We start from the raw sequence: 23,724 nt of genomic DNA, 5'->3' as shown, positions 1-23,724 counted from the left end.
TATTGATCTGCAAAGGCCGCACATAAATGCGGCGCGGGCGGTAGCAAATCGACTCAACGGCGCGGACGCGAGGCCTTGGCGGATTGGATGATGCGTTCACGCTGGTGGCGGATTTCGACGAGCTTGCGGCGCATTTCGCGGTGGCGTTTGCTGTTGAGCAGCAACAGAGCAACCGATGGAAAAAATAAACTCAAACTGTAGATCAGCGAATCAGGTCGATATTCGATAGTGGGTAATACACATAAAAAACACAACCCAGACACCCCTACCAACGGCCATACCCAGAATGGACGTCCGCGCGCAATCATGAAGTTGCAATGCACCACAACAAGCGTAAGCGTGATGCCCCCCCAGAAAGACCACTTCACGTTATCCGCCATTGATAGCGTCCCAAAATAGCTATCAAAAAACAGTGGAACAGCAAAAACCAAAGAAAAAATCGATGCGAATATCGCGCCTATGAAGACCGGAAAATATTGCGACAGAAATTGGCGGATGCTGGGCTGGACACTCACTCCTCAATCTCCTCATACAGCCCTACAGCAATAGTCCGGACATTCCCAGAAATCGCGCTTCCGGTGAAGCCGATGGCAGCTCCCAAAGCATCCCGAATCTGCGTGACCGTGGCATGCTTGATTTGAGTGGACGTAAAACGCTTGGGTAGCTCGCCAGACAGTTGTTTCAATTTGAGCAATTTGGAGGTCAAGCGCGGGTCATTGATACTCAGCAATTCTTTGGTGAGTTTGGCTCGTTCCTGACGATTCAATCCCCGAAGTACTTCCCGCACACTTTTGCCCGTCGCAGCTTTGTTCAATCTGACCAGTTTGAGCGTCGTCAGCGACGATGCTCCAACCCCAACCAACGACGCAGCGTCCAATGCGATCATGGTGTACTGGTACCACTCTTCACTATCGAGCTGATCATTTCGGGCGGGGTTAACCATTTCATTGCGCATGCGATAACCGCTGGTAAAACACTGCGCCGTGCTGGCCGCAGCGGCGGTGTAACCCAGAACAGCGATTGCAGTGCTGGCCCCCGCAGAGAATGGAATAGCAACGGAACCGCTGAGTACCACTACCCAACCGATAACGGCCCCAGCGCACGACAACGAGGTATTGATCGCTTCGCCAACCAGTCGTGATTCCCGTGGATTGTCCTGCACCTGCTGAGCAAACTGAGCCGGCGCAATATATTTCTGCGCCTCGCGCAAAATGATTCGCTTTGGCTTGATGCTGCAAATGGGCTTGAACTCGCGCAAAGTCACCACGTTGAACTCAGCGTCGATATACACCACACCGGCACCGACGATGCCGGGATCGGCGTCAATGGCGGCGAACAATCGTGGCAGGTTGATCTGGCTTTCGATGCGCTGGCGAGCCATTCGCTGGGAAATGCTGTTATCCATGCCGATGCCCGGCAAAGGGGTACTCATATGAATCGTCCTTGAGAATCGGAAAGTGGGCCTTTATCCACATCGAACACCTGTGGCGAGGGAGCTTGCTCCCGCTCGGCGGCGAAGCCGTCGTAAACCGGCCGGCACGGTCTGCCTGGGAACATTGCATGGGATTGTTTGGGGCCGCTTCGCAGCCCAGCGGGAGCAAGCTCCCTCGCCACAAAAGCTATGTTATCCGCCGTTACGCCGTTTGGCGGGCGCCACGATAACAAACGGCCAGCACTGCCGCTAGAAAGCAAAACGCCAGCACTCAGGCTGGCGTCTTGCAACCGGGCGGGGCGATCAGCGCGGCACAACCGGCTTGCGCGCAGGCTTCGGTCCCTTGCCCTTGGCCGCATCCTTGCGCTCCTTGGCAGCCTTCTGATTACGGGCGAACGCAGCGGCCTTGGCTTGCTCGCGTTTGTCCCAGGCGTTACCGCCGTCGCTCGCGCGCGGTGGCAAACCGGTGTGCTGGGTCAGGATCTTGGTGGTTTCCTTGCCCACCTTATGGCTGCCAGCCGGCGTCGAGTTCTTGCGACGAGCGCTCTGGTAGCTGTCGGTCGCCGGCTGGTGCAGCGGGATCAACTGGTTCTTGCCCGGCCCGATCAGGTCGGCGCGGCCCATGCGGGTCAGCGCTTCGCGCAGCATCGGCCAGCCTTTCGGGTCGTGATAACGCAGGAATGCCTTGTGCAGGCGGCGCTGCTCTTCGCTCTTGACGATGGTCACCGCGTCGCTCTTGTAGGTGACCTTGCGCAGCGGGTTCTTGCCCGAGTGGTACATCGCGGTGGCCGTGGCCATCGGCGACGGATAGAACGCCTGCACCTGGTCGGCCCGGAAGCCGTTGCCCTTGAGCCAAAGCGCCAGGTTCATCATGTCTTCGTCGGTAGTGCCCGGGTGAGCCGCGATGAAGTATGGAATCAGGTACTGCTCTTTCCCGGCTTCCTTGGTGTACTTCTCGAACATCCGCTTGAATTTGTCATAGCTGCCGATGCCCGGCTTCATCATCTGGTTGAGCGGACCTTCCTCGGTGTGCTCCGGGGCGATCTTCAGGTAACCGCCGACGTGGTGAGTCACCAGCTCCTTGACGTACTCCGGCGACTCGACCGCAAGGTCGTAACGCAGGCCGGAGGCAATGAGGATCTTCTTCACCCCAGGCAACGCACGGGCGCTGCGGTACAGCTGGATCAGCGACGAGTGGTCGGTATTGAGGTTCGGGCAGATGCCTGGGAACACGCAGGACGGCTTGCGGCACGCGGATTCGATTTCCGGGCTCTTGCAGGCGATGCGGTACATGTTCGCGGTCGGGCCGCCGAGGTCGGAAATGACCCCGGTGAAACCAGGGACCTTGTCGCGGATCTCTTCGATCTCACGAATGATCGACTCTTCGGAACGGTTCTGGATGATTCGACCTTCATGCTCGGTGATCGAGCAGAAGGTGCAGCCGCCAAAGCAGCCGCGCATGATGTTCACCGAGAAACGGATCATGTCGTAGGCGGGGATTTTTTCCTTGCCGTACGCCGGATGCGGGACGCGCGCGTAAGGCATGCCAAACACGTAGTCCATTTCTTCAGTGGTCATCGGAATGGGCGGTGGGTTGAACCAGACGTCGACGTCGCCGTGCTTCTGCACCAGGGCACGGGCGTTGCCCGGGTTGGTTTCCAGGTGCAACACGCGGTTGGCGTGGGCGTAGAGCACCGCGTCGCCACGGACCTTTTCCACCGACGGCAGGCGGATCACGGTCTTGTCGCGGGTCATCTTCGGGCTCGCCAGGATCTGTACGACCTTGGCTTCGCTCGGGTCGTCGACCGGCCCCTTCTCCTGCTCGATGGCGCAGGCTTGCGTATCCTGGGTATTCACGTACGGGTTGATGATCTTGTCGATCTTGCCCGGACGGTCGATGCGCGTGGAATCGACTTCGTACCAGCCTTGCGGCGTGTCGCGACGGATGAACGCGGTGCCGCGCACGTCGGTGATGTCTTCGATCTTGTGGCCGTAGGACAGGCGCTGGGCGACTTCGACAATCGCCCGCTCGGCGTTGCCGTAGAGCAGGATGTCGGCGCAGGCGTCGATCAGGATCGAATTGCGCACCCGGTCCTGCCAGTAATCGTAATGGGCGATGCGGCGCAGGGACGCTTCGATACCGCCGAGTACGATGGGCACGTGCTTGTAGGCTTCCTTGCAGCGCTGGCTGTAGACCAGGCTCGCACGGTCCGGCCGCTTGCCCGCCAAGCCGCCTGGGGTGTAGGCGTCATCGGAACGGATTTTCTTGTCGGCGGTGTAGCGGTTGATCATCGAGTCCATGTTGCCGGCCGCGACGCCGAAGAACAGGTTGGGCTCGCCGAGCTTCATGAAGTCGTCTTTGGACTGCCAGTTCGGCTGGGCAATGATGCCAACGCGAAAGCCCTGGGCTTCCAGCAGGCGGCCAATGATCGCCATGCCGAACGACGGATGATCGACGTAGGCATCACCGGTCACGATGATGATGTCGCACGAATCCCAGCCGAGCTGATCCATCTCCTCCCTGCTCATCGGCAGGAACGGCGCTGGGCCGAAACATTCGGCCCAGTACTTGGGATAGTCAAATAACGGCTTGGCTGCTTGCATGTCGATGACCGGTATAGAAGATGAAAAATCGCGGGCGCGGAATATAGCACAAAAAATAACCAATTGTGGCGAGGGAGCTTGGCCCCGCCCGGCTGCACAGCAGCCGGATCCCCGGCACACCTGGATTACATGTGCAAACTGGGGGGCTGCTACGCAGCCCAGCGGGAGCAAGCTCCCTCGCCACAAAGGCGGGTCAAGCGAACAGATCTACTCGTCATCATCAAAATTGTAGCTACCCGGCGCCAGGTTTTCGAAGCGCGTGTATTTGCCGATAAACGCCAGGCGGATGAAGCCGATCGGGCCGTTCCGCTGCTTGCCGATGATGATTTCGGCGATGCCCTTGTGTTCCGTCTCGGGGTGATACACCTCGTCACGGTAAACGAACATGATGACGTCGGCGTCCTGCTCGATCGCTCCGGATTCCCGCAAGTCCGAGTTCACCGGACGCTTGTTGGGGCGCTGTTCCAGGGAACGGTTCAACTGCGAAAGGGCAACGACTGGGCAGTTGAATTCCTTGGCCAGGGCCTTGAGGGAACGGGAGATCTCGGAAATCTCGTTGGTCCGGTTGTCGCCGCTGGAACCGGGGATCTGCATCAACTGCAGGTAGTCGATCATGATCAGCCCGACCTCGCCGTGCTCACGCACCAGGCGACGGGTTCGGGCGCGCATTTCCGACGGGCTGATACCGGCGGTATCGTCGATGAACAGCTTGCGGTCGTTGAGCAGGTTCACCGCCGAGGTGAGGCGCGGCCAATCGTCGTCTTCCAGCTGGCCGGAACGGACCTTGGTCTGGTCGATACGCCCGAGGGACGAAAGCATACGCATGATCAGCGATTCGCCTGGCATCTCGAGGGAGTACACCAGCACAGCCTTTTCGCTGCGTAGCACGGCGTTTTCCACCAGGTTCATCGCAAAGGTGGTCTTCCCCATGGACGGACGGCCGGCGACGATGATCAAGTCGGACGGCTGCAGGCCGCTGGTCTTCTCGTCGAGGTCGGTGTAGCCGGTGGACAGGCCGGTAATGGCGTTGTCGGTGTTGAACAAGGTGTCGATGCGGTCGATGGCCTTTGTCAGCAGGTCGTTGACGCTCACCGGGCCGCCGGTCTTCGGCCGCGCCTCGGCGATCTGGAAGATCTGCCGCTCGGCTTCGTCGAGAATCTCAGCGGCGGTGCGACCTTCCGGGTTGAACGCACTGTCGGCAATCTCAGTGCTGATGCCGATCAACTGGCGCAAGGTCGCCCGCTCGCGCACGATCTGGGCGTAGGCCTTGATGTTGGCGACCGACGGCGTGTTTTTCGCCAGTTCGCCGAGGTAACCGAGGCCGCCGACCTGGGATGTCTGACCTTCCTTGTCCAATTGCTCGGCCAGGGTCACGACGTCGATCGGCATGTTCTGATCGGCCAACTTGGCGATCGCGCGGAAAATCAGGCGGTGGTCATGCCGATAGAAATCGCCGTCGGAAACTTGATCGAGCACGCGTTCCCAGGCGTTGTTGTCCAGCATCAGGCCACCGAGTACGGCCTGTTCGGCCTCGATGGAATGCGGAGGCACCTTCAAGGCAGCGGTTTGCAGATCGTATTGCTCGGGGGCGGTGATTTCGTTCATGGCCACGTCAGGTTATGAAAATCAGGAATTGCAGAAAGACAAAGGGCACGACCTGTAGACAGGATCGTGCCCGATGTTACCGGTTGGCGCCCGAGGGTGCCAACCGACAGGTGTTGCTTAGGCTGCTACCACGACAACGCGTACGGTGGCTTCAACTTCGGCGTGCAGGTGCACGGCTACGTCGAATTCACCTACGTTGCGTATGGTGCCGTTCGGCAGACGAACTTCGCTTTTCGCAACTTCAACGCCGGAGGCGGTCAGTGCGTCAGCGATGTCGTGAGTACCGATCGAACCGAACAGCTTGCCTTCGTCGCCAGCGGTGGCAGTGATGGTCACTTCCAGCTCGGCCAGTTGGGCAGCACGGCTTTCAGCAGATGCCTTACGGTCTGCGGCGGCTTTTTCCAGCTCAGCGCGACGCTCTTCGAACGCAGCCAGGTTGGCAGCGGTCGCAGCGGTGGCTTTGCCGAAAGGCAGCAGGTAGTTACGGCCGTAACCGGCCTTAACGTTTACTTTGTCGCCCAGGTTGCCCAGGTTGGCGATTTTTTCCAGAAGGATCAGTTGCATGTGAAAATCCTCTAACTTTTAACCTTCACCGTTCGCGTTGTCGGCGTCTTTCGGCGCCATACGACCGCGAAAATCAATCAGGCTGTCGACGATGGCCAGGACCACCAGCAACGGATAGATCAGCTGCATGAACAGCAACAACGTGACGTACAACCCGACCAGCCAGAACCTGGCCAGTCGCTTTTGCGCCACAAGCCCGTGAATCAGGGCCAGGGCGGCAAACACCAGCGGTACACTGCACAACGGCGTGAGCATGGCCATCTGCGGACCGAAATTCGGCCCCAGGAGCATGCCCGCCAGCAGTAACATCGCCAGCCCGAGCGGGAAACGAATGGCGCGAAATTCGCGACCAAAACCACCCGGGTTGTACAACAACGCTTGCCAGTAGCGCCCGATAATCAGGCTCAGCACACTGACGATTTGCAACAAGGCCGCAATCAGGCCGGTCAGGACCGGTGCGATCAGGGACGCGAAACGCGCCTGCTCCTCTGCCGACATCTGTTGGTAGAGATCACCGAGGGCCTCGGGCAGGATTTTTATCAAAGCCTGCGAGAGCATCTCGATCTGGGGTGCGAAAGCCACCCCGAGCACCACTGAAAACACCACTCCCATCGCTATGCTGACCAGCAGCACGCGGTTCCAGGATTCGCTGGCGCGCAACACCAACGCCAGCGCCGAAGACCCCAGCAGCACCATCAGTGCCCGCGGGTCAGCGGAATACAACCACCAGAGCAAGGCCGGCAGCAGTCCCAGAGCAAGAACGCCAAGGGCGTCCCTCAATCCGCGCCGCAGGAGTACGAGACTCACCGCGGCAGCACCCAACCAATACAACAACGGCAATGCCGCGCATCCAGCCACTACGAGAGTGGCCTGCATACGACCGCGCATGATGAACTCAGCTAAGGCGCGCATGCATTCAATCCTTTGCTACGTATCGACTGCCCGGTCTCAGCGGCCGTGGCTGTCGGTGTAGGCCAGCAGGGCCAGGAAGCGGGCGCGCTTGATAGCGGTGGCCAGCTGACGCTGATAACGTGCTTTGGTACCGGTGATACGGCTTGGAACGATTTTGCCGGTCTCGGATACGTAGGCTTTCAGAGTGTTGAGATCTTTGTAATCGATCTCTTTCACGTCTTCAGCGGTGAAGCGGCAGAATTTACGACGACGGAAGAAACGTGCCATGTGATTGGCTCCTTAAAAGGTCCGTGGATTACTCGTCAGCGTTATCGCTGTTGTCGCTGTCGCTATCGCTGTCATCGCCATCGGCGCTGTCAGAGTGCTCAGGACGGTCGCGACGCTCACGGCGCTCACTGCGGTTTTCTTCAGCCTTGAGCATCTCGGATTGGCCGGTGACGGCTTCTTCGCGACGGATGACCAGGTTACGGATCACTGCATCGTTGTAGCGGAAGTTGTCTTCCAGCTCGGCCAGGGCCTTGCCGGTGCACTCAACGTTCAGCATCACGTAGTGAGCCTTGTGAACATTGTTGATTGCGTAGGCCAGTTGACGACGGCCCCAATCTTCCAGACGGTGGATTTTGCCGCCGTCTTCTTCGATCAGCTTGGTGTAACGCTCAACCATGCCGCCGACTTGCTCGCTTTGATCCGGGTGGACCAAAAAGATGATTTCGTAATGACGCATGAATGCTCCTTACGGGTTGTAGCCTGCCGCTCAAAAACGGTCAGACAAGGAGTGAATGACACTTATGGACTTGAGGACGCTAGACACGTAAGTGCCTGCCATCACAGCAAGGGGCGCAATTGTAGAGAAGGGTCGAGGGCGGCGCAAGGCAATTGGCGATTATTTGAACAGTCATCACTTTCAGTTACACACAGACCAATGTGGGAGCGAGCCTGCTCGCGAAAGCGGTGCGTCATTCAACATAGTTATCGAATGTCAGTCCGCTTTCGCGAGCAGGCTCGCTCCCACAAGGAGGTACTGCGATCAGGGCTTTTTGGCGGCAGCCTTGGCCCCACGCTGGCGCTGGGCTTCGAACAGGCACACGCCGGTGGCAACCGAGACGTTGAGACTGCTGACACTGCCGGCCATCGGCAGCTTGACCAAGTAGTCGCAATGCTCGCGGGTCAGGCGGCGCATGCCTTTGCCTTCGGCGCCCATGATCAGGATGGTCGGGCCGGTCAGGTCCTGGTCATAGATGCTGACCTCGGCCTCGCCCGCCGTGCCGACGACCCACAAGCCGCGCTGCTGGAGTTTTTCCAGGGTGCGCGCCAGGTTGGTCACGGCCACCAGCGGGATCACTTCCGCCGCGCCGCAGGCGACTTTACGCACTACCGGGGTCAGGGTGGCCGACTTGTCTTTTGGCACGATCACCGCCAACGCCCCGGCGGCATCCGCCGAACGCAGGCAGGCGCCGAGGTTGTGCGGGTCGGTCACGCCGTCCAGCACCAGCAGCAAGGGCGCGCCCTCGGTGCGATCGAGCAGCTCGTCGAGCATCGCCTCGCCCCAGACCTGGCTCGGGCTGACTTCGGCCACGACACCCTGGTGCACGCCTTCAACCCAGGCGTCCATCTCACGCCGCTCGGCCTGGCCGACCGCCACGCGATTCTCGCCCGCCAGCTCGATCAACGTCTGGACACGCGGATCGCTGCGTCCTTCCGCCAACCAGATCTGCTTGACCCGCTTGGGGTGGTGACGCAACAGCGCCTCCACGGCATGCACACCGTAGATTTTTTCCAGCTGACTCATGACTTGCCCTTGGGTTTACGCGCCCCGCCACTTTTGGCTGGGGACGAGCCCGCTTTCGGCGGACCTTTACGGTGCTTGCTCGGCTTGCTGGTCGCCTTGTCCGGGGTCGACCTTCCGGTCTTTCCCCCAGACGCCGCTTTACCACCGTTCTTGGCTTCGGCCAGCAACGCCTGTTTCATTTCACGGCTTTTGCGCAACTCGGCATTTTTCGCCGCCGCATCGCTAGGGCGATAGGCCTCGACAGCCTTCTCCTTGGCCGAACCACGGCGCCCCGCCTTGGCCGGGGCAGGCTCGGCGGCGGTCTTGGTTGCTGGCGCAGCCGTTTCGGTGCCGCGCTTCTTGCGACCGATCGGCGCGCTGATGGTTTTTTCGGCCATCTCGAAGTCGATCTTGCGCTCGTCCAGATCGACGCGCATCACCCGCACTTCAACGGTATCGCCAAGACGGAAGCTGCGACCGGTGCGCTCGCCCGCCAGGCGGTGATGCACGGGATCGAAGTGGTAGTAGTCGCCCGGCAGCGCGGTGACATGCACCAGGCCTTCGACGTAGATGTCGGTCAGCTCGACGAACAGGCCGAAACCGGTCACGGCGGTGATCACGCCCGGGAAAGACTCACCCACGCGATCCTTCATGTACTCGCACTTGAGCCAGTTCACCACGTCGCGGGTCGCTTCGTCGGCACGTCGCTCGCTCATCGAGCATTGCTCGCCGAGCTGCTCCAGGGCCGCCTCGTCGTACGGGTAGATACGCGCCTTGGGGATGGTCATCGCGCCGGCACGCTTGACGTGCGGGGTGTCCATCTTCGAGTGGATCACGCTGCGAATCGCCCGGTGCGTGAGCAGGTCGGGGTAGCGACGGATCGGCGAAGTGAAGTGGGTGTAGGCTTCGTAATTCAGGCCGAAGTGGCCCTGGTTGTCGGCGCTGTACACCGCCTGGCTCAGCGAACGCAGCATCACGGTCTGGATCAGGTGGAAATCCGGACGATCCTTGATGCTCGCCAGCAAGGCCTGGTAATCCTTCGGCGACGGACCTTCCTTGCCCTTGTGCAACGACAGGCCAAGCTCGCCCAGGAATGCCCGCAATTTTTCCAGACGCTCTGGCGGCGGACCGTCGTGGACGCGGTACAACGCAGGAATTTCATGCTTCTTCAGGAACTCGGCCGTGGCCACGTTGGCCGCCAGCATGCATTCCTCGATCAGCTTGTGGGCGTCGTTGCGAATCGTCGGACGGATCTCGGCGATCTTGCGCTCGGTACCGAAGATGATCCGGGTTTCCTGGGTTTCGAAATCGATCGCGCCCCGCACGTGACGCGCCGCCAGCAATACCTTGTACAGCGCATAGAGCTGCTTGAGGTGCGGCACCACGTCGGTGTACTCGCCGCGCAGCTTGCGCGATTCGGCGAGTTTCGGCGTTTCCAGCATCGCACTGACCTTGTTGTAGGTCAGGCGGGCATGGGAATGGATCACCGCTTCATAGAAGCAGTAGTTGGTCATCTCGCCGGATTTGGAGATATCCATCTCGCAAACCATGGCCAGGCGATCGACTTGGGGATTGAGCGAACACAGGCCGTTGGACAACTGCTCGGGCAGCATCGGCACGACGCGCTCGGGGAAATACACCGAGTTGCCGCGCACCTGGGCCTCGGCATCCAGTGCCGAGCCGAGCTTCACGTAGCTGGAGACGTCAGCAATCGCCACGTACAACTTCCAGCCGCCGGAGAACAAGCGCAACTTGCCTGGCTTGGCTTCGCAGTAGACCGCGTCGTCGAAGTCCCGGGCGTCTTCGCCGTCAATGGTGACGAATGGCAGATGGCGTAGATCGATGCGCTTCTCTTTGTCCTTCTCTTCGACTTCCGGCTTGAGCTTGGCAGCTTCCTTGAGCACCGCCTCAGGCCAGACGTGGGGGATGTCATAGGTGCGCAGGGCAACGTCGATTTCCATGCCCGGGGCCATGTAGTTGCCGACCACTTCCACCACGTCGCCTTGCGGCTGGAAGCGCGGGGTTGGCCAGTGGGTGATTTTCACCTCGACGAACTGGCCGACCTGGGCGTTGGCGTTGCGGCCCGGCGTCACCAGCACTTCCTGCTGGATCTTCGGGTTGTCGGCGACGACAAAACCGATGCCGCCCTCTTCGAAATAACGACCGACAATGGTCTCGTGGGCACGAGACACCACTTCGACGATCACACCCTCACGACGCCCACGGCGATCCAGGCCGGAGACACGGGCCAGGGCGCGGTCGCCGTCGAACACCAGGCGCATCTGCGCCGGGCTCATGAACAGGTCGTCACTGCCGTCATCCGGAATCAGGAAGCCAAAGCCGTCGCGGTGCCCGGCAATACGACCCAGGATCAGATCGAGCTTGTCGACCGGCGCATAAGTGCCACGGCGGGTATAGATCAGTTGAGCGTCGCGCTCCATGGCGCGCAGACGGCGGCGCAGGGCCTCGAGCTGGTCCTCGGTGGTCAGACCGAATTCTTCGACCAACTGCTCACGGCTAGCAGGCGAACCCCGATCGGCGAGATGCGCCAGGATCAGTTCGCGGCTAGGAATAGGGTTTTCATATTTTTCCGCTTCACGAGCGGCCTCGGGATCGAGGGACTGCCAATCGGCCATTAGAGAGTTTTCACCTTGTCTATATGCGGGTTAGTTTGGCATAGGCGTAATGAAACGGGAAATTTCAAGCGTCAGATGCCTTTTCTAAAGCCTTTTGACACGCCTTTAAAGCCTGTGATTGCACCGCTCGTGAAATTTAGCTTTTTTTTTGCACCGAGGGGTTTACAGTTAAAAACACGCTCCGTATAGTGCGCGCCATCGACGACGCACACACGTTGTCGATATTGCCCAGATGGTGAAATTGGTAGACACGCCAGCTTCAGGTGCTGGTGACCGCAAGGTCGTGGAAGTTCGAGTCTTCTTCTGGGCACCAATTTCAAGCAGCAGATAATGTCTGCGAGCTTTTACAGAAACCCGCGAAAGCGGGTTTTTGCATTTTTGCCCCCGCCGTTTCGTTTTGGCAATTACCAAAACAAAAACAGGGGTTTACAGATCAAAATGCGCTCCGTATAGTGCGCGACATCAACAGCGGCAACGCTGAAGATACTGCCCAGATGGTGAAATTGGTAGACACGCCAGCTTCAGGTGCTGGTGACCGCAAGGTCGTGGAAGTTCGAGTCTTCTTCTGGGCACCAATTCAAGCTTCAAGGTTTACGTACCTTGAACCTCACAAAAACCCGCGAAAGCGGGTTTTTGCATTTCCGGGCTAGAGGCCCTGTGGCGAGGGAGCTTGCTCCCGCTGGAGGGCATAGCCCTCCCCATCAATTCATCAGACGCCTGGGTGCTGCTGCGTAGCCCAGCGGGGACAAGCTCCCTCGCCACGCAGACTCCCCCACTTATCGTCAAGACGCACATGAGAAACAATATCGTTTATCATTGTTACAAGTTTTTGCTACACGACAGTGAGGAACCCCCGCGAATGATGTTTCGAACCACCCTGCGCCGCGCCCTGACCTGCACCCTGCTCGGCCTGACCCTCGCAACGCCCCTCACCCAAGCCGCCGACAAGGTGGAACTGACTCTCTACAACGGCCAGCACAAAGAAGTTGGCGATGAACTGGCCAAGGCCTTCGAGGCCAAGACCGGCATCCACGTCAACGTGCGCAAGGGCAGCAGCAACCAGCTTGCCAGCCAGGTTGTCGAAGAAGGCGAGCGCTCTCCTGCCGACGTGATCTACACCGAAGAGTCGCCGCCCTTGAACAAGCTCGGCGAGCAAGGGCTGCTGGCGAAGATCGACGACGCCACGTTCAACGTACTACCCAAGGATTATGTTGCGAGCAATGGCACCTGGATGGGCGTGACCGCCCGCGTGCGTGTGGTTGCCTACAACCCCAAACTGATCGACGAGAAAGATCTGCCGAAAACCGTCCTCGATTTCGCCCAGCCGCAATGGCAGGGCAAGGTCGGCTTTGTACCAACCAGCGGCGCGTTCCAGGAGCAAGCCGTCGCCATCATCAAGTTGCACGGGATGGACGCCGCCGAGGAATGGCTCACCGGGCTGCGCGCGTTCGGCAAGGTCTACAGCAACAACATGGTTGCCCTCAAGGCCGTGGAAAACGGCGAAGTGGCAACGGTCCTGGTGAATAATTACTACTGGTTCGCGCTGCAGCGAGAGAAAGGCCAGCTCGACTCCAGGCTGCACTATTTCACCGGAGGCGATGCCGGTGGCCTGGTGACCGTGTCCAGCGCCGCCGCGCTGAAATCCAGCAAGCACCCCAAGGAAGCCCAACAACTGCTCGCCTACATGGCCAGTGAAGAAGGCCAGCGCGTGATTACCCAGACGTCCGCCGAGTACCCGCTGCACAAAGGCATGGTGTCGGACCGTGGCCTCAAGCCGCTCAGTGAACTTGAACCGCCAAAGGTCACTCCGGCCGACCTCGGCAATGCTGAAGAAGCCCTGGAGCTGGAACGTGAAGTCGGCCTGAACTGATGACACCGTCGCTGAACGCACCCCCTGCCGCGGGGAGCTACATTCCCCGGCGCAAGCGCCCGTCGATCGGTCTGCTGCTCCCGGTACTGCTGCTGGTGCTGCTGAGCGCGTTGCCGCTCCTGTATGTCATCGCGAAGGCCTGGCAGGCCGGTTGGACAGAAGCGTTGCACTTGCTCTGGCGGCCTTATGTATTCGGCCTGCTGCGCAACACCTTGGCGCTGATGATCGGTGTCACGCTGGCCTGTGGCGTGATCGGCCTGTCCCTGGCCTGGCTTTTGGAGCGCAGCAATCTGCCGGGACGCAGGGTCTGGGGCGTGATCCTCTGCCTGCCATTCGCAGTGCCGGCGTTTGTCAGCAGCTTCACCTGGGTATCGCTCAGCGCGCAATTCGAAGGACTGGGCGGGGCCATCCTGGTCATGACGCTGTCCAAATATCCGCTGATTTTCCTGCCGGTGGCGGCAACGCTACGCAATCTCGACCCCTCTCTCGAGGAGTCCGCACGAACCCTGGGGCAAAACCGCTGGGGCGTGTTTTTTCGCGTCACCCTGCCATTGCTCTGGCCTTCGCTGCTGGCCGGCTCACTATTGATTGCCTTGCACATGCTGGTGGAGTTCGGCGCGTTGTCGATCATCGGACTGCAAACGTTTACCACCGCGATCTATCAACAATTCGAGCTGGAGTTCAGCAACGCCAATGCCGCCATGCTGTCGGCGGTGCTGTTGGTGCTTTGCCTGGCACTGTTGTGGCTGGAATTGCGCGTGCGCGGCAAGGGCCGCCACGTACGCACCGGACAAGGCGCGGCACGCCGCGCGGAACAGGTACGACTCGGCCCCTGGGCGCTCCTCGGTCAGCTGTATTGCGCGGCATTGACGGTTATTGGCAGCGGTATTCCGCTGGGGATGCTGGTGTATTGGCTGGCGGTGGGCACTTCCGCCGCCTTCCCGGTGGGCGAGATCGGCGAAGCCCTGCTGTCATCCCTGGCGCTGTCACTGGGCGGCGCCGCGCTGTGCCTTGTACTCGCGGTGCCGGTCGGCCTGCTGGTGGTGCGTCACAAGGGGCGCCTGGCGCTATGGGCAGAACGCCTGCCGTATTTGCTGCATGCACTGCCAGGCCTGGTGATTGCCCTGAGCCTGGTGTATTTCGCGCTGCACTATGTGCCGGCGCTCTATCAGACCTCGGGCTTGCTGCTGATTGCCTACGCGCTGCTGTTCCTGCCGCTGGCCCAGGCGCCGGTGCGTACGGCGCTGAACAAGGCCGCGCCGCAGCTGGAAGAGGCGGCTCGCACGCTGGGGGCTTCTTCTTTCAGTGCGTTTTGCCGGGTGACCTTGCCGATTATCTTCCCGGCGCTGGGGGCGGCATTTGCGCTGGTGTTCCTGGACGCGATGAAAGAACTGACTGCTACTTTGCTGCTCAGCCCGACCGGGCTCAACACCCTGGCGACAGCGGTCTGGGCACATACCTCGAACGTCGAGTTTGCGGCAGCGGCGCCTTACGCGGCGCTGCTTATCCTGGTGTCGGGGTTGCCGGTCTATTTACTGACGACGCGGATGTATCTGAGCCGCTGAAATCACTTTCGCGAGCAGGCGCGCTCCCACAGGTACCAGGTCTTGTAGACGCCAGAACCCCTGTGGGAGCGAGCATGCTCGCGAAGGGCCAGCCGCAATCTCGATCAGGCCCTGAACTGCCCCAGGCTCGCCTTCAACTGCGCCGCCAGACTGTCCAACACCTTGCCGCTGGCAGTGGTCTCGACCACCGCCTGGGCGGCTTTTTCGGCCTGGGCGTGGATGGTTTCCACCCGTCCGCGCACCGCTTGGGCGCCCTGGGCCTGATGCGCCGCTGCCTGGGTCGCCAGGCCGATGGCCGCGTGGACCTGCTCGACCGAAGCCTGCACTGATTGCTGCAGCCGCGCGCTGTCTCGCAGCACCGCCAGACCCTCGTTCGCTTGTCGTCCAGCCTGGCCAATCGCAGCCACCGCTTCGCGCGCACCTTGTTGCAAGGCGACGATATGCGCCTGGATGTCGCCGGTCGAACTCTGGGTCTTGCTCGCCAGTGCCCGCACCTCGTCCGCCACCACCGCAAATCCGCGCCCGGTTTCGCCTGCCCGCGCCGCTTCGATGGCCGCGTTCAACGCCAGCAGGTTGGTTTGCTCGGCGATGCCATGGATAACCGTCAGGACCACTTCGATCTGCTCGCTCTGCTGGGCCAGCCGCTCGATGACCTTCGCCCCGGTGTCGACCTGTCCGGCCAGCGCTTCGATCAAGCCGCCGACCTTGGCCGCGGTGCGGGTCGTTTCATCGGTGGCCTGTCGAATCTCTACCACCTGCTGCAGGGCCGCCTGCATCGCCTGGCTTTCCGACTGCGCCTCATCAGCCATCTGCGACAACGCCCGCAGGCTCTCGGCCACTTCGTCGCGCTGCATGCCGGCCGCCGCGTCGGCGCCGGAGTTGCGCAGGGTCATCGCACCGATTTCCTGGCCGGTGCGCTGGGCCACGTCGCCCGCTTCACGCACGATAGGTTGCAACTTGTCGACAAAACGATTGACCGCCGAAGCCATGTCGCCAATTTCATCCTTGCTGCTGATCTGTACACGCTTGGTCAGATCGCCCTCGCCCGCCGCCAGGTCGTTCATCGCTGCGATCAACAGCTTCAAGCGATTGACCACCCGCCGCCCCAGGACCACGGCCAGCAATGCCAGCACGCCGAACCCGACCAGCGCCAGGCCCAGACCGATGCGCCAGCGCAAAGTCCCCGCAGCCTCCTGCACGGTGGCGGCGGTATTGGTCTGCATTTGCGTGGCGGTTGCCTGCGCCGAGCCCAGGCGGCCACGCATGGCGGTGGCGCTGTCGGCGGCTGCGCCCTTGAGGCTGTCACCGACCAATTGGTCACTGCTGGCGATCAAGGCCGAGAAGCGCTGGTCCAGCGCTTTCAGATCGGTTTCTACCGAGGCGGTAGAAACGCCCATCAGCACTTTGCCAATTTCCACACCGTTGGGGTTGATCGACGCTTCGAGGTAATAGACCGACGGGTCGTTCTTCGCCGCGTCCAGCACCTTGTCCAGTGCCCGCTCGCCCTTGCCTTTTTCCAGCAGGGCCTTGTTGATCGGGTTTTCCCGGTTCAGATAACGAGTCAGGTGTTCGCCGGCAGCGTCGTCATAGATGACGAACAACACGTTGGGATTGCGCTGGGCGCGGCGGGCGAATTCGGAAAGGGTCGGCACGTCGCTGTCCCACATGGCGCGAGGCGCCACCGAGGCCAAAAGCTGCGCCATATCATTGGCGGAATCCCTCAGGTCTTTTTCCAGAGTCGCACGCAGATGGGCCTGCTCCTCCTTCAGCCGCGAGGACAAACCGGCGTTCAACCGTTGGCGGGTGCTGGCGGAAAGGTTATCAAGGCTCGAGGTGACTTCACGCCCGGCCTGCTCCAGCTCACCGGCGAGTTTCTGGCTGTCAGCCCCCAGGCGCGCGTTCAGGTCGGCCTCCAGCGCAGTGACCGTGCTTCGGGTCAGCGCAACGGCGACCAGTACCTGCACCAAAAGGGCGATACCGAGCGTAACGAAAACAGGCCGCAGCAAACGGCTTTGTAACAGTGAGAGAACGGCCGACACAGGGGAATCCCTCTACTAACGCCATTAAATTGATGGCACTTCACAAGAAGTACTTATTATCAAGGGTGCGTAGCAAAGGTCGTGCCGTCTGACAGACAGAGACGACAAAGGACCCAAACGAGGGTCCTTTGTGAGTTACATCAACGACTTATCAGGCGAAAGGATGACGCAGAACGATGGTTTCGTTGCGGTCCGGCCCCGTCGAAATAATGTCGATCGGCGCACCGACCAGCTCTTCGACGCGCTTGATGTAGTTGCGGGCCGCCACGGGCAGCTCTTCCAGGGTCTTGGCGCCCACGGTCGATTCGGTCCAGCCTGGCATCTGCTCGTACACCGGCTCCAGGCCAATGTAGCTGTCTGCATCGGTCGGTGCGTCGATGACGGCGCCGTCCTGGTTCTTGTAGCCCACGCAGATGTTGATGGTTTCCAGGCCGTCCAGCACGTCCAGCTTGGTCAGGCACAGGCCCGAGATGCTGTTGACGTCAATGGCGCGACGCAGGATGACGGCATCGAACCAGCCGCAACGACGGGCACGACCGGTGGTGGCACCGAACTCGTGGCCGCGCTTGGCCAGGAAGGCACCGACGTCGTCGAACAGCTCGGTCGGGAACGGGCCCGAACCGACGCGGGTGGTGTAGGCCTTGGTGATGCCGAGGATGTAGTCCAGGTACATCGGGCCAAAACCCGAACCGGTGGCGATGCCGCCAGCGGTGGTGTTGGAGCTGGTGACGTACGGGTAGGTGCCGTGGTCGATGTCCAGCAGCGAACCCTGGGCGCCTTCGAACATGATGTCCTTACCGGCGCGGCGCAGCTCGTGCAACTCGGCGGTGACGTCGAGCATCATCGGCTTGAGCAGCTCGGCGTATTCCATGCACTCGTCCAGGGTTTTCTGGAAGTCGATGGCCGGCTCTTTGTAATAATTGACCAGGACAAAGTTGTGGTAGTCCAGCAACTCGCCCAGCTTGGCGGCGAAACGTTCGCGGTGGAACAGGTCGCCGATGCGCAGGCCGCGACGGGCGACCTTGTCTTCATAGGCCGGGCCGATGCCGCGACCGGTGGTGCCGATCTTCAGCTCGCCACGGGCCTTTTCACGGGCCTGGTCCAGCGCAACGTGATAGGACAGGATCAGCGGGCAGGACGGGCTGATGCGCAGGCGTTCGCGCACCGGTACACCCTTCTCTTCCAGCTTGATGATTTCCCGCAGCAGGGCGTCGGGGGCAACCACCACGCCGTTGCCGATCAGGCACTGCACGCCTTCGCGCAGCACGCCCGAGGGGATCAGGTGCAGAACGGTTTTCTCACCGTCGATCACCAAGGTGTGACCTGCGTTGTGGCCACCCTGGTAGCGCACTACGGCGGCAGCATGTTCGGTCAGCAGATCAACGATCTTGCCTTTGCCCTCATCACCCCACTGGGTGCCCAGGACTACGACATTCTTACCCATAACACTTGTCCTCATTCGCGCAAACTTGGTGCCGGCGATGGCCGGCAGGAAAACTCAAGAAGCCAGCGGCAATACTTGCCAAAGCCCGTTCTGCTGAATCAATTGCCGGTCGCAGTCCGCTTCACGGGCGGCGGCCAAAGGTTGCCCAGGCAATGCCTGGACGACACGCTGACCCTCACTGCGCAACTGGCAGACCATCTGCCAGAGTGCCGCATCCGTACTGTCAGGCATCCAGATACCGCCAGACGGTAACTCGATCTCAGCACGCCCCAGGGTCACCAGGGTTTTCAAATCGGTAGAGAAGCCGGTCGCCGGACGGGCACGACCGAAATCGGCGCCGATGTCGTCGTAGCGACCGCCCTGGGCGATGGACTGGCCGACGCCCGGTACGAATACGGCGAACACCACGCCGGTGTGGTAGTGATAACCGCGCAGTTCACCCAGGTCGAAATACAGCGGCAGCTCCGGGAAACGCACCGACAGACGCTCGGCAATCGCCAACAAGTCATCAAGGGCCGCCAGCACAGGCGCCGGCGCACCGGCCAGACGCTCGCGAGCGGCGCCCAGCACCTCACGGCCGCCACACAGATCCACCAATGCCCGCAGCATGCCAGACAATTGTGTCGGCAGGCCTTCGGTCAGGCTGATGACTTCGTCGATGGCCTTGCGCTGCAACGCATCGAACAACTGCTGTTCCACTTCGCCGGACAGGCCGGCCGCACGTGCCAGGCCGCGGTAGATGCCGACATGGCCCAGGTCCATGTGGACATCCGGCACGTCAGCCAGTTGCAGCATGGCCAGCATCAGACTGATGACTTCCACGTCGCTGCTCGGGCTCGCGTCGCCATACAGCTCGGCGCCCAGCTGGATCGGGCTGCGCGAAGACGACAAGGCACGCGGCAAGGCATGCAGGACACTGCCGGCATAGCACAGGCGGCTCGGACCTTCACGGCGCAGGGTGTGGGCATCGATGCGCGCCACTTGTGGCGTGATGTCGGCCCGAAAGCCCATCTGCCGACCCGACTGCGGATCGATGACCTTGAAGGTGCGCAGATCCAGGTCCTGGCCCGCGCCGGTCAGCAGGGATTCCAGGTACTCGATATGCGGGGTCACGACAAACTCGTAACCCCAGCTCTGGAACAGATCCAACACCTGCCGACGCGCTACTTCGATACGCGCGGCCTCCGGTGGCAGTACTTCTTCGATGCCATCTGGCAGCAGCCAGCGGTCTACCGTTGCCATTACGCCATTCCCCTATGATCCGGGCGGCCAACTTTCGGGCTGGCCTTGAGTGAAGCAGAAAATGCCCGCGCCATGCGAAAAACCGCAAACCACGCGCAAGGGCGACGTGACGAATGGCCTTGAATCGGCCTCGCCAAGCACTTTCCTCGAAAAACCTGTCGGGTCATTTCACCCGACGCCTGCAACCAACACCGCAATCGAACGTGCAGACGCAAAAAAGCCGGGAATTTCCCGGCTGCCGCATCATACACACGTTTTCCCAAAGGATCACCCCGCCCGACGTTTTAGCCGCCGGGCGGAGTGCTTCAGGTCAACGTCGCATCAAGGCTTGGCCTTTTCCAGGTAGTGGAAAAAGTCGCTGCTTGGGTCCAGGACCAGAACGTCGGACTTGTTCGCGAAGCTTTCACGGTAGGCGCGCAGGCTACGATAGAACGCGTAGAACTCCTGGTCCTGGCCGTAGGCCTTGGCGTAGATCGCAGCGGCCTGGGCATCGCCATCACCACGGACTTCTTCCGATTCGCGATAGGCTTCGGCCAGCAGCACACGGCGTTGGCGATCGGCGTCGGCACGGATGCCTTCAGCCAGCTCGTTACCCTTGGCACGGTGCTCGCGGGCTTCACGCTCACGCTCGGTGCTCATGCGCTCGAACACGCTGCGGTTCACTTCCTTCGGCAGGTCGATGGCCTTGACGCGGACATCGACCACTTCGATACCCAGCTCTTTTTCCGCCATCGTGTTCAGCGAACGGGTGATGTCGGACATGAGCGCATCGCGCTCACCGGAGACCACTTCATGCAGGGTACGCTTACCGAACTGGTCACGCAGACCCGATTCCAGGCGACGGGACAGACGTTCGTCAGCGATCTGCTTGAGGCCGGACGTCGCGGTGTAGAAGCGCTCCGCATCCTTCACGCGCCACTTGGCATAGGCATCGACCATCACGGCTTTCTTTTCCAGCGTCAGGAAGCGCTGCGTCGGCGCGTCCAGCGTCATCAGGCGGGCGTCGAACTTGCGCACCTTGTTGACGTACGGCACTTTCACATGCAGCCCCGGCTGGACATCAGCCTGGACCACGCGACCGAACTGCAGCAACACCGCACGCTCGGTCTGAGCCACGATGTAGAAGCAGTTCCAGGCAGCGATCGCCACGACGACACCGACAATAAGGGCGATCAGCGATTTATTGCTCATCAGCGACTCTCCCTGGTACGTGCTTGCTGTTGCTGCAGGTCCGCCGCCGCGCGGGCATTGGCTTCATTGCTGGCGGCTGCCGCCGCGCCGGTTGACGGCGTGCCGGTGTTGCGACCGCTCTCGACCATCTTGTCCAGCGGCAGGTACAGCAGATTGCTCTGGCCGTTCTTGTTGCCGGTCACGAGGACCTTGCTGGTGTTGCTGAAGACTTCCTGCATGGTGTCCAGGTACAGACGCTGGCGGGTCACTTCAGGAGCCTTGCGATACTCGGCCACCAGCTTGGTGAAGCGATCAGCCTCACCCTTGGCGCGGGAAACCACTTCGTCGCGATAGCCGTTGGCATCCTCGATGATGCGCTGGGCCTGGCCACGGGCTTCCGGCACGACGCCGTTGGCGTAGGTTTCGGCCTGGTTGCGCGAACGCTGCTCGTCTTCACGGGCACGGATCACGTCGTCGAAGGCTTCCTGGACTTCACGCGGTGCCGCTGCGCTCTGCACGTTGACCTGGGTCACGGTGATACCGGTGCGATAGGTGTCGAGGAAGCGTTGCAGACGCTCCTTGATTTCGCTGGCCATCAGCTCGCGACCTTCGGTCAGCACCTGGTCCATGGCGGTGGAGCCCACCACATGGCGCAAGGCACTCTCAGTCGCGTGTTGCAGGCTGATTTCCGGCTGGTCGACGTTCAGCACGAAGTCCTGCAGGTTGGTGATCTTGTACTGCACGGTCAGCGGCACTTCGACGATGTTCTCGTCCTCGGTGAGCATCTGGCCCTGCTTGGTGTAGGCACGCTCACGCGTGACGTTCTCCATGTACTTCTGGTCGATCGGCGGGAAATAGATGTTCAGGCCCGGGCCGACGGTTTCGTAGTACTTGCCGAAGCGCAGCACCACGGCTTGCTCCTGCTCGTCCACGACATAAACCGCGCTGTACAGCCAGACAGCCGCAAGCACGACAAGACCGATGCCGAGCAGGCCGAAACCACCGCCTCTGCCCGGACGGCTGCCGCCATCGTCACCGCGTTTCTTACCACCACCGAACAAACCGTTCAGGCTTTCCTGCAGCTTGCGGAAGGCCTCGTCGAGATCCGGTGGTCCCTTGCGGTCGCCGTTGTTACGACGCTTGCCGCCCCAGGGATCCTGGTTGTTCGAGTTGCCACCCGGCTCATTCCAAGCCATAGCGCTCTCCATCTGATAAAGCAAAGACGCACCCACGGCGCGCCGGCCAATGCTACAGAATGCCTGACACAGCTTTCTCAGGCTTTTATTGCAAAGTGTGTTGCTCGATGAATTCCATCGGTTGCAGCCCTTCACGACTGACCAGCCGGTTCAGTTCCGACCGAGGCAGGCGAACGGCCAGCAGGCAGACACCGTCTTCGTCGTGTTCTTCTTTCTGCACCGCCCCCAGCTCGAAGAACTGGGCACGCAGCCGGGCAAAACGCTGTGGCAGCTTCAGGGTGCCGACAAACAGGTCGTCGCCCAGCAGCTCCGCCACGGCCTGCTTGAGCAGGTCCAGGCCGCTGCCATCACGCGCCGACAGCCAGACCCGCTGCGGCTTGCCGTCGGCATCGCGCTGGATCTGCGGTTCCACGCCCTCGAGCAAATCGAGTTTGTTGTATACCTCGAGGATCGGCAAGTCCTGCGCCCCGATCTCGCCCAGCACCACCATGACCTGCTCGATCTGCAGCATCCGGTCCGGCTCGGCAGCATCGATCACATGCAGCAGCAGGTCGGAGTTGCTCGACTCTTCGAGCGTAGCCCGGAAAGCCTCGACCAGTTTATGCGGCAGGTGCCGGATGAAGCCCACGGTGTCGGCCAGCACGATCGGCCCGAGGTCGTCCAGGTCGAGCCGGCGCAGGGTCGGGTCGAGCGTGGCGAACAACTGGTCGGCCGCGTAGACGTCGGACTGGGTAACGTGATTGAACAGCGTCGATTTGCCGGCGTTGGTATACCCCACCAGTGAAACCGTCGGGATGTCCGCCCGCTTGCGGCCGCGTCGCGACTGCTCGCGCTGGCTGCGGACCTTCTCCAGCCGCCCCTTGATCTGGCGCAGGCGAACCCGCAGCAGGCGCCGGTCGGTTTCCAGCTGGGTTTCACCCGGGCCACGCAGGCCGATACCGCCTTTCTGGCGCTCGAGGTGAGTCCAGCCGCGAACCAGCCGTGTGCTCATGTGCTCAAGCTGGGCCAGTTCGACCTGGAGCTTGCCTTCATGGGTACGCGCGCGTTGGGCAAAGATATCGAGAATCAGCCCGGTGCGGTCGATCACGCGACACTCGAAGACACGTTCGAGGTTACGTTCCTGACTGGGCGTAAGGATGTGATTGAAAATCACCAGATCGATGTGCTCGGCCTTGACCAGGTCGCGCAACTCCTCGACCTTGCCACTGCCGATCAGGAATTTGGCGGTTGGCCGATGACGCGGCACGTTGAAAAACGCGACGGTCTCGGCGCCGGCCGAAATTGCCAATTCCTGAAACTCCTGCGGATCTTCGCGCGCCTCAGGGTCCTGTCCTTCCAAGTGAACGAGAATAGTCCGCTCACCACCACCGTGGCGCTCAAAGAACAAAGGAGGCTCCTATCAAGCGTTACCCGGCTCAGCGTCAGCGCCTTCGGATTCGGTTGCGCTAGGCAGACGAATTGGACGAACCGGCACTACCGTCGAGATAGCGTGTTTGTAGACCATCTGGCTGACGGTATTTTTCAGCAGGATGACGAACTGGTCGAAAGACTCGATCGTGCCTTGCAGTTTGATCCCGTTGACCAGATAGATGGACACCCCAACTTTTTCTTTACGTAAAGTGTTCAAGTAAGGGTCTTGTAGCGAATGCCCTTTTGACATGTGCCGCACTCCTTTAA

General features: G+C 61.0%; 19 protein-coding genes and 2 tRNA genes. 4 read left to right on the top strand and 17 right to left on the bottom strand.

Annotated elements, in window-relative coordinates; all coding sequences use genetic code 11:
* Nucleotides 1-53: 53 nt before the first annotated feature.
* From J3P97_RS02650 to rnr, 10 genes are all read right to left on the bottom strand, one after another.
* Nucleotides 54-515, bottom strand: coding sequence for a hypothetical protein (locus tag J3P97_RS02650; protein ID WP_434602663.1), 462 nt, complete (start codon nucleotides 513-515; stop codon nucleotides 54-56).
* Entirely contained in the window at nucleotides 512-1,432 is a 921-nt protein-coding gene (locus J3P97_RS02645) for an NAD synthetase (protein WP_434569994.1), read from the bottom strand. Before J3P97_RS02645 ends, J3P97_RS02650 begins: the two co-directional genes overlap by 4 nt.
* A gap of 303 nt (nucleotides 1,433-1,735) precedes the next feature.
* On the bottom strand, nucleotides 1,736-4,036 hold the full coding sequence (locus tag J3P97_RS02640) for a YgiQ family radical SAM protein (RefSeq protein WP_434569995.1): 2,301 nt from the start codon (nucleotides 4,034-4,036) through the stop codon (nucleotides 1,736-1,738).
* Nucleotides 4,037-4,243: 207 nt separating this feature from the next.
* Nucleotides 4,244-5,641: a replicative DNA helicase gene (gene dnaB, locus J3P97_RS02635; RefSeq protein ID WP_014336312.1), complete on the bottom strand. Its 1,398-nt coding sequence runs from the start codon at nucleotides 5,639-5,641 to the stop codon at nucleotides 4,244-4,246.
* 117 nt (nucleotides 5,642-5,758) lie between these two features.
* Complete coding sequence (gene rplI / locus J3P97_RS02630) at nucleotides 5,759-6,205, bottom strand: 50S ribosomal protein L9 (protein WP_003186385.1); 447 nt, start codon at nucleotides 6,203-6,205, stop codon at nucleotides 5,759-5,761.
* 18 nt (nucleotides 6,206-6,223) lie between these two features.
* On the bottom strand, nucleotides 6,224-7,117 hold the full coding sequence (locus tag J3P97_RS02625) for a hypothetical protein (RefSeq protein WP_305497181.1): 894 nt from the start codon (nucleotides 7,115-7,117) through the stop codon (nucleotides 6,224-6,226).
* 36 nt (nucleotides 7,118-7,153) lie between these two features.
* Nucleotides 7,154-7,384 carry a 30S ribosomal protein S18 gene (gene rpsR, locus J3P97_RS02620; protein WP_002551829.1) on the bottom strand — a complete coding sequence of 77 codons (231 nt, stop codon included), beginning with the start codon at nucleotides 7,382-7,384 and terminating at the stop codon, nucleotides 7,154-7,156.
* A 28-nt stretch (nucleotides 7,385-7,412) separates the two neighbouring features.
* Nucleotides 7,413-7,841 carry a 30S ribosomal protein S6 gene (rpsF, locus tag J3P97_RS02615; protein ID WP_003186395.1) on the bottom strand — a complete coding sequence of 143 codons (429 nt, stop codon included), beginning with the start codon at nucleotides 7,839-7,841 and terminating at the stop codon, nucleotides 7,413-7,415.
* Nucleotides 7,842-8,144: 303 nt separating this feature from the next.
* Nucleotides 8,145-8,906: a 23S rRNA (guanosine(2251)-2'-O)-methyltransferase RlmB gene (gene rlmB, locus J3P97_RS02610; protein ID WP_434569997.1), complete on the bottom strand. Its 762-nt coding sequence runs from the start codon at nucleotides 8,904-8,906 to the stop codon at nucleotides 8,145-8,147.
* The gene (gene rnr, locus J3P97_RS02605; protein ID WP_434673410.1) at nucleotides 8,903-11,521 is read right to left on the bottom strand and encodes a ribonuclease R; all 2,619 of its coding nucleotides are present in this window, start codon (nucleotides 11,519-11,521) and stop codon (nucleotides 8,903-8,905) included. Before rnr ends, rlmB begins: the two co-directional genes overlap by 4 nt.
* 226 nt (nucleotides 11,522-11,747) lie before the next feature.
* On the opposite strand from rnr, the gene J3P97_RS02600 reads away from it, so the two are divergent.
* The 4 genes from J3P97_RS02600 (at nucleotide 11,748) to J3P97_RS02585 (ending at nucleotide 14,956) form a co-directional block, all read left to right on the top strand.
* Nucleotides 11,748-11,834, top strand: a tRNA-Leu gene (locus J3P97_RS02600).
* 175 nt (nucleotides 11,835-12,009) lie between these two features.
* Nucleotides 12,010-12,096: transfer RNA gene (locus tag J3P97_RS02595), tRNA-Leu, on the top strand.
* Between the two features lie 284 nt (nucleotides 12,097-12,380).
* A complete protein-coding gene (locus J3P97_RS02590) occupies nucleotides 12,381-13,391 on the top strand; it encodes an extracellular solute-binding protein (RefSeq protein ID WP_434673409.1) in 1,011 nt (336 codons plus the stop codon).
* The gene (locus tag J3P97_RS02585) at nucleotides 13,391-14,956 is read left to right on the top strand and encodes an ABC transporter permease (RefSeq protein WP_434673408.1); all 1,566 of its coding nucleotides are present in this window, start codon (nucleotides 13,391-13,393) and stop codon (nucleotides 14,954-14,956) included. The genes J3P97_RS02590 and J3P97_RS02585 overlap by 1 nt, the downstream gene beginning before the upstream one ends.
* A gap of 104 nt (nucleotides 14,957-15,060) precedes the next feature.
* Here the strand turns inward: J3P97_RS02585 and J3P97_RS02580 are convergent, their stop codons facing one another.
* The 7 genes from J3P97_RS02580 to hfq all read right to left on the bottom strand — a co-directional run bounded on the left by J3P97_RS02580 (nucleotide 15,061) and on the right by hfq (nucleotide 23,707).
* Nucleotides 15,061-16,995: a methyl-accepting chemotaxis protein gene (locus tag J3P97_RS02580; protein WP_434602658.1), complete on the bottom strand. Its 1,935-nt coding sequence runs from the start codon at nucleotides 16,993-16,995 to the stop codon at nucleotides 15,061-15,063.
* A gap of 151 nt (nucleotides 16,996-17,146) precedes the next feature.
* Nucleotides 17,147-18,439: an adenylosuccinate synthase gene (locus tag J3P97_RS02575; protein WP_003186407.1), complete on the bottom strand. Its 1,293-nt coding sequence runs from the start codon at nucleotides 18,437-18,439 to the stop codon at nucleotides 17,147-17,149.
* A 54-nt stretch (nucleotides 18,440-18,493) separates the two neighbouring features.
* The gene (locus J3P97_RS02570) at nucleotides 18,494-19,681 is read right to left on the bottom strand and encodes an ATP phosphoribosyltransferase regulatory subunit (RefSeq protein WP_305497194.1); all 1,188 of its coding nucleotides are present in this window, start codon (nucleotides 19,679-19,681) and stop codon (nucleotides 18,494-18,496) included.
* A 321-nt stretch (nucleotides 19,682-20,002) separates the two neighbouring features.
* Complete coding sequence (gene hflC, locus J3P97_RS02565; RefSeq protein WP_305497195.1) at nucleotides 20,003-20,872, bottom strand: protease modulator HflC; 870 nt, start codon at nucleotides 20,870-20,872, stop codon at nucleotides 20,003-20,005.
* On the bottom strand, nucleotides 20,872-22,047 hold the full coding sequence (gene hflK / locus J3P97_RS02560) for an FtsH protease activity modulator HflK (RefSeq protein ID WP_434570002.1): 1,176 nt from the start codon (nucleotides 22,045-22,047) through the stop codon (nucleotides 20,872-20,874). The genes hflC and hflK overlap by 1 nt, the downstream gene beginning before the upstream one ends.
* An 85-nt stretch (nucleotides 22,048-22,132) precedes the next feature.
* Complete coding sequence (hflX, locus tag J3P97_RS02555; RefSeq protein ID WP_434602657.1) at nucleotides 22,133-23,434, bottom strand: ribosome rescue GTPase HflX; 1,302 nt, start codon at nucleotides 23,432-23,434, stop codon at nucleotides 22,133-22,135.
* Between the two features lie 12 nt (nucleotides 23,435-23,446).
* A complete protein-coding gene (gene hfq, locus J3P97_RS02550) occupies nucleotides 23,447-23,707 on the bottom strand; it encodes an RNA chaperone Hfq (protein WP_058546527.1) in 261 nt (86 codons plus the stop codon).
* Nucleotides 23,708-23,724 lie beyond the last annotated feature (17 nt).

The organism is Pseudomonas sp. R1-15 (assembly GCF_051132085.1).
In the GTDB taxonomy this organism is placed as follows: domain Bacteria; phylum Pseudomonadota; class Gammaproteobacteria; order Pseudomonadales; family Pseudomonadaceae; genus Aquipseudomonas.
This window is presented reverse-complemented; position numbering and strand designations above follow the sequence as displayed.